We start from the raw sequence: 14,227 nt of genomic DNA on the forward strand, positions 1-14,227 counted from the left end.
AGCGGCCTATCCGGGGATGGTCACCACGACCTTCCCGGCCACGCCGCGGTCCTTCAGAAGGGCCAGCGCCTCGTCCGCCAGGGCCAGCGGCCGCGTTGCCCCGACATGCGGGCGAAGCCGCCCCTCGGCGTACATCGCCATGAGCTCGGCGAGGCTGCCGGTCAGGACATCCGGCGCGAACCGCATGTAGCCGCCCCAGTAGAAGCCGATGACGTCGACGTTCTTGACCAGCAGGTGATTCGCCGGGATCTGCGGCACCTCACCGCTGGCAAAGCCGATCGCCAGAATGCGCCCCTCGGGGTTGGTGGCCCGGAGCGCCTCGTTGAACATGCCCCCGCCGACCGCGTCGTAGACCACGTCGGCCCCGCCGAGCGCCTTGACCTCTGACCTTATGTCGGCCGTGCGCGCGTCGATCAGGTGACGGGCGCCCGCCGCCTGCGCCGCCTGAAGCTTGTCCGGTCCGCGCGCCACCGCGATCACCTCGGCGCCCATGGCCGCGCCAAGCTCGACCGCCGTCAGGCCGACCCCACCCGCCGCGCCCAGAACGAGAAGGCGCTCGCCCTCGCGCAATCGTGCGCGGCGGGTCAGCGCAAGGTGGCTCGTGCCGTAGGCCACGAGAAAACCCGCCGCCTCCTCGAAGGGCATGGTGTCGGGGATGGGCACGCAGCGCGCCGCCGGGAAGACCCCGAACTCGGCCAGCCCGCCCGCGCCGGCGAACACCGCGACGCGCGTGCCCGGCGCGGGCGCGGTCACGCCCGGACCCGTCGCCTCGACGGTGCCCGCGATTTCCATGCCCATCGTGAACGGGGGCGGAGGCGTGTCCTGGTACTTTCCCTGCATCATGAGGAGGTCGGCGAAATTGAGACCGCAGGCGGCGATCCGAACGAGCACTTCGCCCGGCCCGGCCTCGGGCTGCTCGACCTCGGCAAGCGCCGGCGCCTGCGAAAATGCCGTGACACGGAACGCCTTCATCCTCCGTTTCCTCCCCTATCGAGTTCGCCCGACCCTAGCGCGCGCCACCCCGCCGGGCCAGATGCCGCGCTGCTGCGTTGCAATGCACGCTTTGGGCGAGTAAGGTGACGGGGTACGCACGTTCAGATGTATCGAGACTGACTTGTCGGGGAAAGCGTTCCACTTGGGATTGATCCCGGGACGCGCCGCGCTACCTCCCCAACTGTCGCGTGAGTTGAGCGGTACTCGCCACAGGGTATTGCTCCAGGGACCAGGACGGCATGACAAGGTTTGACATCACATGAGGAGAGCTTCGTGAAGCACCCAGTGGACGTTCACGTCGGCAAGCGGGTTCGCCATCGCCGTTGGATGGTTGGCATGACCCAGCAGCAATTGGCCGAAAAGGTCGGGATCAAGTTCCAGCAGATCCAGAAATACGAGACGGGCATGAACCGCGTGAGCGCGTCCAGGCTGTGGGATATCTCCGAGGCGCTCTCGGTGCCGGTCAGCTACTTCTTCGAAGGCATGGAGAAGGGCGAGGCGGCGGAACCCGCTCAGGACGGCGCCGACGCGGCACTCCCCGGCGACATCCTCGCCGACAAGGAAGCGCTCGAGCTTATCCGCTCCTACTACGCGATCCCCGAAAACCAGCGCCGCCGCCTGTTCGAACTGGCGCGCGTCCTGTCCGAGGCCGCCGCCTGAGGCAGCCCCCGGCTTGACCCCGCGCCGGGGTCATGCAACTTCGACCGGTGCCGCCTCCAGACCGGCGGCCCCGCCGAAGGACGTCAAGGGCCCGTTCATGTCATCCCAATCCCGTGACACCGGCGCCTTTCGCCTGCCCGATCGCGACATCCCCTCCGTCATCGCCACCGCCCACGCCCTTGCCGAAGCCGCGCGGCGCGAGACCTTGCGCCATTTCCGCGCCGAGGGGCTCGAAACCCGGGACAAGAGCCTTCTCGGAGCAGGCCGTTTCGATCCCGTGACCGAGGCAGACCGCGCAGCCGAGGCCGCGATGCGCGCGATTCTCGCCGAACGCCGCCCAGCGGACGGCATCCTCGGCGAAGAGGCGGAGGACGTTCCCGGCACCTCGGGTCTGACCTGGGTGCTCGACCCGATCGACGGGACGCGGGGCTTCATCACCGGCACGCCGACCTGGGGTGTCCTGATCGCGCTATGCGATGCCGTGGGGCCGCTTTATGGCATCATCGACCAGCCCTATATCGGCGAGCGGTTCGAGGGCGGCCTTGGGCGGGCGCGCCTGACCGGCCCTCGGGGTGGGCGCGGGCTTGGCGCCCGTCCTGCCGCGGCGCTCGATGCCGCAACGCTCTTTTCCACCTTCCCCGAGGTCGGATCCGCCGCCGAGCGCGCGGGCTTCGAGGCCGTGCGCGATGCGGTGAAGCTCACGCGCTACGGCATGGACTGCTACGCCTATGCTCTGATCGCGGCGGGGCAGGTCGATCTCGTGATCGAGGCGGGACTGCACCCTTACGACATCTGCGCGCCGATCGCGGTGATCGAGGCGGCGGGCGGCATCGTCACCGACTGGCAGGGCGGGCCGGCCCATGGCGGCGGCCGGGTCCTGGCGGCCTCGGGCCCGGCGGTTCACGCCGAGGCGCTGGAGATCCTGCGGCAGGTGCCGCAGTGAGCGAGGTCCTGATCCGCGGTGCGGCCTGCATCGTCACCATGGACGATGCCGGGACGGAGCTGCGGGACGCCGATATCCTGGTCCGGAACGGACAGATAATCGAGGTCGGCCAAGGGCTTGAGGGCGGTGCACGTGTCGTCGACGCACGCGGTTGCCTGGTGACGCCGGGCCTTGTGAACACCCATCACCACCTGTTCCAGACGCTGACGCGTGCCGTGCCCGCGGCACAGGACGCGGAGTTGTTCGGCTGGCTGCAGGCGCTCTACCCGATCTGGGCGCGCTTCACGCCCGAGCATTTCCATGTCTCCGCCCTGTCGGGGCTGGCCGAGCTCGCCTTGTCGGGCTGCACGATGACGTCGGATCACATGTACCTCTTTCCCAACGGGGCGCGGCTCGACGACACGATCGCGGCGGCGGGCGAGATCGGCCTGCGGTTCCATGCCACCCGTGGCGCGATGTCGATCGGGCAGTCGGCCGGGGGGCTGCCGCCCGACGCGCTGGTCGAGGACGAGGCGGCGATCCTGAGGGACTGCGTCCGCGTGATCGATGCATTCCACGATCCCGCGCCCGGCGCGATGGTGCGGGTCGGCGTCGCGCCCTGTTCGCCCTTCTCGGTCAGCCGCGAGTTGATGCGCGACGCCGCGCTTCTGGCGCGGGACAAGGGCGTGATGCTGCATACTCATCTCGCCGAGAACGACGAGGACGTGGCCTATTCGCTCGAGAAATTCGGCTGCCGGCCCGGGCAATACGCCGAGGATCTCGGTTGGACCGGTCCTGATGTCTGGCATGCCCATTGCGTGAAGCTCGACGCGCAAGAGATTGATCTTTTTGCCAGAACCTCCACCGGAGTCGCCCATTGCCCCTGTTCCAACTGCCGCCTCGCCTCGGGTATCGCGCCCGTGGCCGCGATGCGGCGCGCAGGTGTGCGCGTGGGGCTCGGCGTCGATGGTTCCGCTTCCAACGACAGCGGCAATCTCGTGGCCGAGGCCCGGCAGGCGATGCTGCTTCAGCGCGTCGCCTCGGGTGCCGGGGCATTCTCGCCCCGCGCCGCACTGCGGCTTGCCACACGTGGCGGCGCCGAAATCCTTGGGCGGGGGACGGAATGTGGGCAGATCGTGCAGGGGTTCCGCGCCGATCTGGCGATCTGGGACATGACCGGGGTAGAGGCCGCTGGCTCCTGGGACCCTGCCGCGCTCCTGCTGGCGGGGCCGAGCCGGGTGCGCGACCTCTTCGTCGAGGGACGTCCTGTCGTGCGGGGCGGCCAACTCGTCACGACCGATCTCGACACGATCCTGCATCGTCAGCGGGCCCTTGCCGAGGCCTTGGCTGCGGGTTGAGGCTTGTGTAATTGCAATGTTTGCGGCTGTGAAGTGCGGAAAAATCGGCCAATAGTTTTCCACTTTCCCGCATTCATTCAATTCGATCCACAAGCGACCGTCGGCGAGGCCCCGGTGATCGGTGGCATTCGAGTCACCCTGCCCTTGCCGTCAGGGGCGGCGTCGCGCATCCTGCGGCCGAGGCAGTTTCACGGCAAGGAGCCCCGACATGCGCCGCTTCACGCTCCCCTTTCTGTTCGCGGCCGCCCTTGCGGCCTGCACGCCCGCGCCCGGGACCGAGCGCGTCTCGGCGGGTGAGACCGTAGATATCGCTTCGGCGGGCACGCAACTGTCGCTGCAGCGGGCGCAAAACGGGATCGTCCGGCCGCTCGGCTATTCGCCGGCGCTTCAGGCCGCGGCCGAGACGCATGCCGAGTACCTCAGCCGCACCGGCAACTTCAGCCATGCGGGCCCCGGGGGATCGACCCCGCGCAGCCGCGCGGCGCGCGCCGGATACCGCTCCTGCCTGACGGCGGAGAACATCGCGCGCGGTCAGCCGGACATCCGCAGCGTAGTCGCCGAATGGATGAACAGCCCCGGCCACCGAGCGAACATCCTGAACGCGCAGGTGACGCAATACGGCTTCGCGCGGGCGGGATCGGTCTGGGTCCTCGTGCTCGCAAGGCCCTGCTGAAACAAGAAAAAAGGCCCCGGGCTCCTCCTCCCGGGACCTTCCATTCCACGCCTCGGCGCGGTCTCAGTTCTTGGACTTGTCCACCATCTTGCCGGCGGTGATCCAGGGCATCATGCCACGCAGTTTCTCGCCCACGGCCTCGATCTGGTGGGCGTCGTTGTTGCGCCGGATCGCCTTGAAGCTCGGCTGACCGACACTGCATTCCGCCATCCAGTCGCGCACGAAGCGGCCCTGCTGGATGTCGTCGAGCACCGCCTTCATCCGCGCCTTGGTCTCGTCGTAGGGCAGGATGCGCGGGCCCGAGACGTATTCGCCGTACTCGGCCGTGTTCGAGATCGAGTAGTTCATGTTGGCGATGCCGCCTTCGTAGATCAGGTCCACGATCAGCTTCACTTCGTGGAGGCACTCGAAATAGGCCATCTCGGGGGCATAACCCGCCTCGACCAGCGTCTCAAAGCCCATGCGGATCAGTTCGACGAGGCCGCCGCACAGCACCGCCTGCTCACCGAAAAGGTCGGTTTCGCACTCTTCCTTGAAGTTCGTCTCGATGATGCCCGAGCGCCCGCCGCCGATGGCCGAGCAATAGGACAGGCCGATTTCCAGCGCCTTGCCGGTGGCGTCGTTGTGCACGGCCACGAGGCAGGGCACGCCGCCGCCCTTGGTGTATTCGCCGCGCACCGTGTGGCCGGGGCCCTTGGGCGCCATCATCAGGACGTCGACGCCTGCCTTCGGCTCGATCAGGCCGAAATGCACGTTCAGGCCGTGAGCGAAGGCAATGGCGGCACCCTCGCGCAGGTTGTCGTGCACGTACTTGCGGTAGGTCTCGGCCTGAAGTTCGTCGGGCATGGTGAACATGATGAGGTCGCACCACGCGGCGGCCTCGGCGATCCCCATGACCTGCAGGCCCTCGGCCGTGGCCTTGGCGGCGCTGGGCGAGCCTTCGCGCAGCGCGACGACCACGTTCTTCGCGCCCGAATCCCGCAGGTTCAGCGCATGGGCATGCCCCTGGGAGCCGTAGCCCAGGATCGCCACTTTCTTGTCCTTGATCAGGTTCACGTCGCAATCGCGATCATAATAGACGCGCATGTCTCTCTCCTCCTGGCAACTGCCGGTCATTCCGGGCGCACCATGGCGGATCCGGGCGGGGATGGCTGCACGGATGTTGCAGCTTTTTGCCGCCTGCTCTAGAAAATCACTCACCATTAGACCAAAATCGAGAAAAATCATGCTCGACGACCGCGACCGGCGCATCCTGCGGCGACTTCAGGCGGATCCCGCCCAACCCATCGCGGAGCTGGCCGAGGCGGTGCGGCTGCCGCTGGCCACCTGTTACGCGCGGCTTGAGCGGTTGCAGGCGCAGGGCGTGCTCAAGGGGCAGCGGATGGAGATCGACTGGCCCGCGCTCGGCTACTCGGTGCTGGTCTCCCTGCGTATCACGCTCGACAAGACGGCGCCGCGGTCCTTCGACGAGTTCATCGCCGCCGCGCGCGAGATCCCGGAGGTGACCGAGATCCAGACCTTCCTCGGCCGGGTGGACACGCGTCTCGCCGTGATTGCCCGCACGATGGGGCATTACCAGGAGATCTACCGCGAGCGCATCCTGACCCTGCCGCACATCGCCGACATCGAGGCGCTGATGCACGTCGCCCCGATCAAGAACGAGCAGACCCTGCCGCTATGAGCCTGGATCTCGACGCCACCGACCGCGCGATCCTGCGCGCGCTGAGCGAGGATGCGACGCTGAAGGCGAGCGCGCTTGGGCGGCGCGTGGGACTCAGCCAGTCGGCGGCCTGGCGGCGGGTCCGGCGACTGACGGAGGCGGGTATCCTCGGCCCGCGGCGACTCGACCTCGACCTCGAGGCGCTGGGCTTCGGTGTGACCGTGTTCCTGGGCGTGAAGCTCGCCGCGAAGGGGCGCGTCAGCCTCGAGGATTTCGAGCGCGCAGTCTCGGCTATTCCCGAGGTCCAGACCGTCGAGCATGTCCTCGGCCTATATGACTACCGGCTACGCGTCGTGGCGCGCGACCTGCCGGATTTCGAGCGCGTGCTGAGGCGGCGGATCATGACATTGCCGGGCGTGGGCGGTGTCGAGGCGAACGTACTTTTGTCCGAAGAAAGGCGGCCCGGCCCAATTGGCTAAGCATTTCGGCCATACAGCCGCCAACATCATCTGCTCAGACTCACCTCATGAAACACGAGCAGAACATTCCGCCCCAGCGCCCCGTCCGCGTCGCGTCCGGTGGCCCGTTCCATCGCCTTGTCGAAGAGGCCTACCGCCGTTTCGACCGACCCGCGCCGCGTCATGCGCCGGGATGTTCCTGTGCGCTCTGCGCAGATCGGGCGCAGGCCCGGCTGCTTTCTGGGCGTGCCGCGCGCGACTGGACATCCGAGGACGTGACCGCCTGGCTGGCCCGTGCCGCGGGAGAAGAGCGCGGACGCTCCGGTATCCAGGTCGTCTCGCGGACCGATCGTGCGGTCTTCCGTTTCCTTCTGCCGCGCATCCTCGAGATGCTGGCCGCGGGCCACCTTCCACAGGGTGAGGACCTTGGCCGGGCCATGGCGCAGTTCGCCCCGGGTCGTGCCGACAGCTGGCCCGAGGCCGAGTGGGCCTTCCTGCAGCGGTTTGCGGGCCAGATGCTCGACCGGGCTATCATCGACGAGGACTGGCCGCTCGGTCTTTTCGAGACGATGCAGCTATTGTCCGATGGCGGCTGGCCGCTTCAGCGTTTGCTGCGGCAGGCGATGGCCGATCCCGAGCTTCCCGCCGCGCTGTCGCGTCTGTGGGGGCGTGCGGGGCGCCGTGACACGCTGTTCCCCGGCACCTGGTCCACCGGTGCGGGGCGGATGCTGTGCGAGACTTTCGTTTCGCCGCTGATGGTCGAGCGGATCATGAACTTCGCCATGGCTGACGGCACGACGGCTGACGAATACGATGCCGCGATGCGGGCGGCCGACCGTCTGCTGCGCGGTCTCTGACGGAAATCAGCCCCGGGCGCCGAGCCCGGTCTGCATCAGGACCCGACGGACGGGCGCCACGCGATAGATCGCGTCGAGCGCGCGCATCCGCATGTCCCTCAATCCTTGCGCCTCGACCATCGAGGCGCGGTTCAGCGCGTCGATCCCGGTCACGCGGGCGACGACCTCGGCATGCCGCGCGCGGGCGTAGCGCTGCAGGAGCGGGCGGGCGCCCGGGTCGTCCCGATGCGCCTCCGCGAGATCCAGAAGCGTCCGCAGGTCGGCGAGGCTCATGTTCAGGCCCTGTGCGCCGATGGGTGGCAGTACATGTGCCGCCTCGGCGATAAGTGCGGTCCGCTCGCCCTCCATCCGGTCGGCGATCTGGCTGATGATCGGCCAGACGGTGCGTTGCGACACCAGTTTCAGCGGACCGAAGAGATGCGCGGAGCGTTCCGTCATCGCCGCCTCGAATTCGGGAATATCCAGCGCCAACAGGCGCTTGATCTCTGGCCCGCGCTCCATCCAGACGATGGCGGAGGAGGGGCGCGCGATCCCGTCCTCGCCGGTCCAGTCCGGCAGCGGCACCAGCGTGAAGGGGCCGCCCGAGCGGTGGATCTCGGTCGAGACATTTTCATGCGGGATCGGGTGGGTGACGGCGAAGGCCAGCGCCTTCTGCCCGTAACGCAGCGTCCGCACCCCGATCCCCGCGGCCTCCCGCACGGGCGATGTGCGTCCGTCCGCCCCCACGATCAGCTTCGCGCGCAGGCGCGTTCCATCGCTGAGCGTCACGCGCGCCTCCTCGGCGCGGGTCAGGACATGCGCGGTCCCCGTGCCGGGGCGGAACTCGGCGAGCGGGAGCGTGGCGAGGTGCGCCACCATCTCGCGCCGGAGCAGCCAGTTGGGAAGGTTCCAGCCAAAGGGTTTGTCCGAGATGTCCGCGGCGTCGAAGTCGTGCGCCACGCGCGGCTCCGGCACTTCGCCGCCCGCGTCCACGATGCGCATGACCTGCAGAGGCATGGCGTGGGGCGCCAGACGATCCCACAGGCCGATCCGGTCGAGGAAGGCCTGGCTGGGCTGCAGGAAGGCCGTGGTGCGCAGGTCGGCACCCTTGGCCTCGCGGTTGGTCACGGGCGGGGCCGGGTCGGCGCAAAGCGTGCGGAAGCCCGCCTGTGCGAAGGCGATGGCCGCGGTCAACCCGGCGACACCGCCACCGGACACGAAGACGTCGATATCCACGATCTCGTTCATGGGCGGGAAGATAGGGCGGGGGCCCATGCGCTTCGACGCGGCACTCTGTCCTGCCGGGGGCTCAGGGCCTTAGAAGCCCGAGGAACGCCGCGAGGTCGTCCGTGTGGTGGTGGATATGCTCGGCCGGTTCCGGTTCCGGCGCGACATGGACCGTGCGCATCCCCATGGCGTGGGGCGCGGCGAGGTTGCGGGGATCGTCCTCGAACATCGCGGCGCGCGCGGGGTTCAGCCCGTCGCGGGCGAAGACCGTCTCGAAGGCGTCGCGCCGCGGCTTGGGCCGGTATCCCGCGTGCTCCACCCCGTAGACCGCGTCGAACAGGCCCGAGAAACCGCGCGCCGCCAGCACCCGCGCGGCATAGGGCGCGCTGCCGTTGGTGTAGACGATCCGGCGCCCCGGCAGGGCGGCGATGCGATCCGCCAGCACTTCGTCGGGGCTCAGCACGCTGAAGTCGATCTCGTGCACTTCCTCCAGGTAAGGCTCGGGATCGACGCCGTGATGCTCGATCAGGCCTGCCAGCGTCGTGCCGTGGATGCGCCAGTAGTCGTGGCGCAGCCGGTCGGCCTCCTCCGCGCCGACGCCGGCCACGCGCATGACATAGGCCGTCATCCGGGCATTGATCTGCTCGAACAACGCCGTCTCGGGCGGGTAGAGCGTGTTGTCGAGGTCGAAGACCCAGGTCTCGACATGGGAAAAGCGTTCTGCGGGCATGGTCACGACCTAGGGCCTTGTGTCGCCCTTTGTCCAGTCTGGACAAGGGGGTGCGCGCTCCATAGCGTGACGGAATGCAAAGGGATACCGAGATATGAAGCCAAAGGCCCTGCCGCACCGCGACGCCTACGACCTGATCCTCGATGCGATCGACCAGGGGATCTACCGCCCCGGCGACCGGCTGGTGGAAAGCGAACTGGCCGACCGCTTCGGCGTGAGCCGCACGCCGATCCGCGAGGCGTTGCAGCGTCTGGAGACCCAGAGCCTTCTGACCCGCGATGGCCGCTCGCTGATCGTGGCCTCGCTCGACCACGCGCAGATGGCCGAGCTTTATGCCGTCCGGCAGGAGCTGGAGGGGCTGGCCGCGCGCCTCGCCGCCCAGCACGCCGCGGAAGAGGAGGTCCAGGTCCTGCGCGACATGGTTGAGGCCGACCACGCGCTTCTCGGCGATCCCGAGGCGCTGGCACGCGCCAACCGGCGGTTCCATCACCAGATCCATCTCGCCTCGCACAACCGCTTCCTCGTGCAGCAGCTCGACCTCGTCTACCGCTCCATGGCGCTGATGGCGCGCACGTCGCTTGCCGCCGCGGGGCGGGGTGAGAAGGCGCTGCAGGAACATGCGGCGATCGTGGACGCCATCGGCGAGCGCGACGGGGCGCGCGCGGCGCAGGCGCTGAAGGACCATCTGTCGATCGCTTTCGTCGTCCGGCTGAAGGAAGAGGCGGGCACCACCGGCGGCTGAGGCTCAGGTGTCTTCCGGCGGTTCTCCGTGTGTATCCACGGGCGGCGCCCCGTAGACACCGTGCTGCGTCTTGGCCCAGAAGAATGGCCGCGCCGTCAGCTCCAGCGCGCCGAGCCAGGCTGCGAATGTTCCGAGCGTGTAGTAGACCTCCACCAGCGGCGCGAGCTTGCGCAAATGGCGCAGGTGCGGCGCGGCGCAGGCATGGACGGAGACGGCGACCGACAGCACGAAGGACAAGATCATCAGGACGCCGAGCCAAAGGTACTGCTCCGGTGCCAGCACCGCGTCGAGCGGGTGGGGCATCCCGAACGGCACGAACGCGAGGCTCCACAGAAGCGGGGCGAGGAAGAAACCGAGAACCGCGGTCAGGAACTGCGCCTGCAGCCCGAAGAACCGCCAGGCCCCGAGGTCGCGCCAGAGCGCGCGCGGCCGGCGCATCGCCGTCGCCCAGGTGATGAGGTACCCCTTCAGCCAGCGCGAACGCTGCCGCACCCAGGGCAGGACCGCTGCATTCGCCTCCTCGAAGGTCGTGGTGTCGATGAGTTCCGTCCGGTAGCCCGCCCTTGCGAGCCGCAGACCCAGCTCGGCATCCTCGGTCACGTTGTGGGCGTCCCAGCCACCTACCTCCTCCAGGGCGTCGCGGCGCAGGAAAACGGTCGTTCCGCCCAGGGGCACGACCAGCCCGAGGCGCTGAACGCCGGGCAGGAGGACGCGGAACCACGAGGCGTATTCGATGGTGAAGAGGCGGGCCATCAGGTTGTGGTCGGCATTGTAGTAGTCGAGCCGTCCCTGCAGGCAGGCAACGTCGCGCGGCACCTCGTCGAAACGGCGCACCACGTCAGCGACCTGGTTGGGGTCTGGGTGATCTTCGGCGTCGTAGATGCCCACGATCTCGCCGCGCGCGAAATTCAATGCGTAGTTCAGCGCCCGGGGCTTGGTCCTCGGATGGCCGGGCGGCACCGTGATCGCGCGCATCCAGGGCGGCAGATCGGCGTCGCGCAGCGCCTCGGCCGTCACGTCGTCGTCGGCCTCCAGAAGCAGGATCACGTCCAGCCGTTCGGGCGGATACCGCAGGCGCGCGAGCAGCCGCACGAGGCGGCCGGCGATCTCCGCCTCGCGGTAGAGCGGCACGAGAAGGCTGACGACGGGCGGGCGCAGCAGACGGGGGGCGATGTCGGGGCGTGCGACCTGTCGCGGCCGTCCGCCGGACAGGAGCATGGTCGCGAAGGCCGCTGCCTTCAGCGTGATGTTGGCGAAGAAGGCGAGGATCGCCACGGCGAAGACGACGATGGAGACCTCGAGCGGTGCGAGAACCTCGGCCACGGCGAACGCCATCAGGGTCAGGACGGCGATGGCCAGGACCCGCGCGGGTTTCCAGGTCCGGCACGACAGGTGCTCCGGCGCGCGGGTCTCGGCCTCCCGCGCCATCTCCGGGCCCCAGAGCAGCGTCTGCGCCGCCAGGATCTCGTCCCGCCGGGCGAGGGCCGGGATGATCCGGGTCCCCTCGGGCGCGGCCTCGGCCAGGATCGAGGCGAGGTCGGGCCGGGCCGTTGCCACCACCACCGCGCCGCCCGCGTCGTGCCACGGCACCGCCTCGGCGGCCAGCGCGATGTCGCGGGGCAGGAGGGCGGCGAGGGCCGGGTCGGGCGGGCGGGACGAAAGATCTGCGCAGCCCGTGTGATGGACCTCCGCCAGCGCGGACAACAGCGCTTCTTCCCCGATCGCGCCCCGGGCGTGAAGGACGTGGCCGAGCGGCAGATCGAGTTCCCGGGCGGTGCCCAGGGCCGCACGTGCCTGCGCCACCTCAACGAGGCCGCGCCGCACGAGGACACGGGCCAGGCGCGCGTCCGACGACATCCGGTCGTCGAACGGATCCTCCTGTCGCACCACGACACGGAGTTTCCTTGCCGCGCGTGCCGCCGGCGGTCGCCCAAGCGGCACGACATCGGGACCGGTCTCTCCCGTCGAGAGACGCAACGAACCCGTGTCGGCATCGCCGACCAGGCCGTCCGTGGGCTCACCGTCCATCTTGCGCCACAACCTCTAGGCGTTTGGCGCAACTTGAACGAAAGCTGTTAACGGTCGGTTAACGGTTGGCGTGTGGGCCTCAGGCCTCGGCCGTGGCGCGGGCCTGCATCGCCTCGGTGAAGCGCCGGAAGAGATAGAAGCTGTCCTGCGGACCCGGGCTGGCCTCGGGGTGGTACTGCACCGAGAAGACCGGGCGATCCTTCAGCCGGATGCCGCAGTTGGAGCCGTCGAAAAGGCTGACATGCGTCTCCAGCACGCCGTCGGGAAGCGTCTGGCTGTCGACGGTGAAGCCGTGGTTCATCGAGGTGATCTCGACCTTGCCGGTCTCGAGATCCTTCACGGGGTGGTTCGCGCCGTGATGTCCGTGGTTCATTTTGATCGTCTTCGCGCCGAGCGCCAGCGCCAGCATCTGGTGGCCAAGGCAGATGCCGAACACCGGCAGCTCCCGGTCGAGGATGCCGCGGATCATCGGCACGGCATAGGCGCCGGTCGCCGCCGGATCGCCGGGGCCATTGGAGAGGAACACGCCATCGGGGTTTTGGGCCAGAACCTCCTCCGCGGTCGTCGTGGCGGGCATCACGGTCACGTCGCAGCCCGCCGAGGCGAGGCAACGCAGAATGTTCCGCTTTGCCCCGTAGTCGAGGGCGACGACCTTCGGCGCGGGGATGGCGGGATCGCGGCGCAGGTATCCCTCGGGCCAGGCCCACCGCATCTCGTCCCAGCGGTAGGATTGCGCGCAGGTGACGTCGCGGGCGAGGTCGAGGCCGACAAGACCGCGGAACCCGCGCGCGGCCGCCACCAGCGCCTCGATGTCGAAGCGGCCCTCGGGGTCGTGGGCGATGGCGACGTGGGGCGCACCCTGCTGGCGGATCGCGCGCGTCAGCCGGCGGGTGTCGAGCCCGCCGATCCCGATCCGTCCGGTCCGTTCGAGCCAGCTCACCAGATCTCCGGTCGCGCGCCAGTTCGAGGGCTCCGTCGGATCCCATTTCACGACCATGCCCTCGGCGACCGGTTCCCCCGTCTCGTCATCTTCCGGCGTGACGCCGGTATTGCCGATATGGGGAAAGGTGAAGGTCACGACCTGCCCGGCATAGGAGGGGTCGGTCATGATCTCCTGGTAGCCCGTCATCGCGGTGTTGAAGCAGAGTTCCGCCACGCGCGTGCCCGTGGCGCCGAAGCCTTGGCCGAAGAAAAGGGTTCCGTCGGCAAGGGCGAGGCAGGCGGTGGGTGTCTTCGGCATGGTGCTCTCCCGGGGCAGCTTGGGGGCGCGGTGGCGCGCCCGCGCGCGCCCGATCCCGCCGGGGTTTACGGAGCGCGCCGGGCGCGGTCAAGCGGCGGCGCCCCGCGCGGTTTCGCTGCAACGCGGCGGAACCGTTGTCGTTGCGCCCAAGCTACCTTATCTAGGGCCATCCGGAACCGGGATGGGCCGGCAACGGCCTTCGGGTCAGCATCGGGGACATGCGCCATGGGAATGGGACTGAGAGAACGGATCGGCAATGGCCTCAAGGAGGCGATGCGCGACAAGGACGCCACGCGGCTGTCGACGTTGCGGCTGATCAGTGCCGCCGTGAAGGACCAGGATATCGCCGCCCGCGGCAAAGGCGAGACCGAGGGCGTCGGCGAGGCCGAGGTGCTGGCGATCCTGGGCAAGATGGTCAAGCAGCGCCAGGAGAGCGCGCGCGCCTACGAGGAAGGCGGGCGACTTGAACTGGCCGAGAAGGAACTCGCGGAAATTTCGGTGATCGAGGAATATCTGCCCCGGCGACTGGGCGCGTCCGAGGTTACGGCCGCGATCGAGGCCGCGATCGCGGAAACCGGCGCCGAGGGCCTGCGCGACATGGGCCGGGTCATGGGCGTTCTCAAGTCGAAATACACGGGCCAGATGGATTTCGGCGCTGTCGGTCCCGCTGTGAAGGCGCGGCTGGGGTAGACCCCGGCCG

Annotated in this window: 15 protein-coding genes; 9 read left to right on the forward strand and 6 right to left on the reverse strand. The window is 68.8% G+C overall.

Annotated elements, in window-relative coordinates:
- Window positions 1-6 precede the first annotated feature (6 nt).
- The gene (locus N8I71_RS07140; protein WP_262877270.1) at window positions 7-972 is read right to left on the reverse strand and encodes an NADPH:quinone oxidoreductase family protein; all 966 of its coding nucleotides are present in this window, start codon (window positions 970-972) and stop codon (window positions 7-9) included.
- Window positions 973-1,266: 294 nt separating this feature from the next.
- Between N8I71_RS07140 and N8I71_RS07145 the strand changes: the two genes are divergently transcribed.
- The 4 genes from N8I71_RS07145 to N8I71_RS07160 all read left to right on the forward strand — a co-directional run bounded on the left by N8I71_RS07145 (window position 1,267) and on the right by N8I71_RS07160 (window position 4,606).
- Window positions 1,267-1,653, forward strand: coding sequence for a helix-turn-helix domain-containing protein (locus tag N8I71_RS07145; protein WP_262877271.1), 387 nt, complete (start codon window positions 1,267-1,269; stop codon window positions 1,651-1,653).
- A 97-nt stretch (window positions 1,654-1,750) separates the two neighbouring features.
- A complete protein-coding gene (locus N8I71_RS07150) occupies window positions 1,751-2,596 on the forward strand; it encodes an inositol monophosphatase family protein (protein WP_262877272.1) in 846 nt (281 codons plus the stop codon).
- Window positions 2,593-3,933, forward strand: coding sequence for an 8-oxoguanine deaminase (locus tag N8I71_RS07155; RefSeq protein WP_262877273.1), 1,341 nt, complete (start codon window positions 2,593-2,595; stop codon window positions 3,931-3,933). Before N8I71_RS07150 ends, N8I71_RS07155 begins: the two co-directional genes overlap by 4 nt.
- 208 nt (window positions 3,934-4,141) lie before the next feature.
- Window positions 4,142-4,606 (forward strand): CAP domain-containing protein, encoded by a 465-nt coding sequence (locus N8I71_RS07160; protein WP_262877274.1) that lies wholly within the window; start codon window positions 4,142-4,144, stop codon window positions 4,604-4,606.
- 63 nt (window positions 4,607-4,669) lie between these two features.
- Here the strand turns inward: N8I71_RS07160 and ilvC are convergent, their stop codons facing one another.
- Window positions 4,670-5,692, reverse strand: coding sequence for a ketol-acid reductoisomerase (gene ilvC, locus N8I71_RS07165; protein WP_262877275.1), 1,023 nt, complete (start codon window positions 5,690-5,692; stop codon window positions 4,670-4,672).
- 139 nt (window positions 5,693-5,831) lie between these two features.
- Between ilvC and N8I71_RS07170 the strand changes: the two genes are divergently transcribed.
- From N8I71_RS07170 to N8I71_RS07180, 3 genes are read left to right on the forward strand one after another with little or no spacing between them, the layout of a single operon-like run.
- Window positions 5,832-6,287, forward strand: coding sequence for an Lrp/AsnC family transcriptional regulator (locus N8I71_RS07170; protein WP_262877276.1), 456 nt, complete (start codon window positions 5,832-5,834; stop codon window positions 6,285-6,287).
- On the forward strand, window positions 6,284-6,745 hold the full coding sequence (locus N8I71_RS07175; protein WP_262877277.1) for an Lrp/AsnC family transcriptional regulator: 462 nt from the start codon (window positions 6,284-6,286) through the stop codon (window positions 6,743-6,745). The genes N8I71_RS07170 and N8I71_RS07175 overlap by 4 nt, the downstream gene beginning before the upstream one ends.
- Before the next feature lie 47 nt (window positions 6,746-6,792).
- Window positions 6,793-7,581 (forward strand): hypothetical protein, encoded by a 789-nt coding sequence (locus N8I71_RS07180; protein ID WP_262877278.1) that lies wholly within the window; start codon window positions 6,793-6,795, stop codon window positions 7,579-7,581.
- Between the two features lie 6 nt (window positions 7,582-7,587).
- On the opposite strand, the gene N8I71_RS07185 is transcribed toward N8I71_RS07180, so the two are convergent.
- Together N8I71_RS07185 and N8I71_RS07190 are read right to left on the reverse strand one after the other, a co-directional pair.
- A complete protein-coding gene (locus N8I71_RS07185) occupies window positions 7,588-8,808 on the reverse strand; it encodes a UbiH/UbiF family hydroxylase (RefSeq protein WP_262877279.1) in 1,221 nt (406 codons plus the stop codon).
- 61 nt (window positions 8,809-8,869) lie between these two features.
- On the reverse strand, window positions 8,870-9,517 hold the full coding sequence (locus tag N8I71_RS07190) for a pyrimidine 5'-nucleotidase (protein WP_262877280.1): 648 nt from the start codon (window positions 9,515-9,517) through the stop codon (window positions 8,870-8,872).
- Between the two features lie 94 nt (window positions 9,518-9,611).
- On the opposite strand from N8I71_RS07190, the gene N8I71_RS07195 reads away from it, so the two are divergent.
- Window positions 9,612-10,259, forward strand: coding sequence for a GntR family transcriptional regulator (locus N8I71_RS07195; protein ID WP_262877281.1), 648 nt, complete (start codon window positions 9,612-9,614; stop codon window positions 10,257-10,259).
- Between the two features lie 3 nt (window positions 10,260-10,262).
- Here the strand turns inward: N8I71_RS07195 and N8I71_RS07200 are convergent, their stop codons facing one another.
- Both N8I71_RS07200 and carA read right to left on the reverse strand, forming a co-directional pair.
- On the reverse strand, window positions 10,263-12,287 hold the full coding sequence (locus N8I71_RS07200) for a glycosyltransferase family 2 protein (RefSeq protein ID WP_262877282.1): 2,025 nt from the start codon (window positions 12,285-12,287) through the stop codon (window positions 10,263-10,265).
- Window positions 12,288-12,366: 79 nt separating this feature from the next.
- On the reverse strand, window positions 12,367-13,527 hold the full coding sequence (carA, locus tag N8I71_RS07205; protein ID WP_262877283.1) for a glutamine-hydrolyzing carbamoyl-phosphate synthase small subunit: 1,161 nt from the start codon (window positions 13,525-13,527) through the stop codon (window positions 12,367-12,369).
- A 231-nt stretch (window positions 13,528-13,758) separates the two neighbouring features.
- Between carA and N8I71_RS07210 the strand changes: the two genes are divergently transcribed.
- Complete coding sequence (locus N8I71_RS07210; protein WP_262877284.1) at window positions 13,759-14,217, forward strand: GatB/YqeY domain-containing protein; 459 nt, start codon at window positions 13,759-13,761, stop codon at window positions 14,215-14,217.
- Window positions 14,218-14,227 lie beyond the last annotated feature (10 nt).

The sequence above is a fragment of the Roseicyclus sediminis genome (assembly GCF_025515305.1).
GTDB classification, from domain to species: Bacteria; Pseudomonadota; Alphaproteobacteria; order Rhodobacterales; family Rhodobacteraceae; genus Roseibacterium; species Roseibacterium sediminis.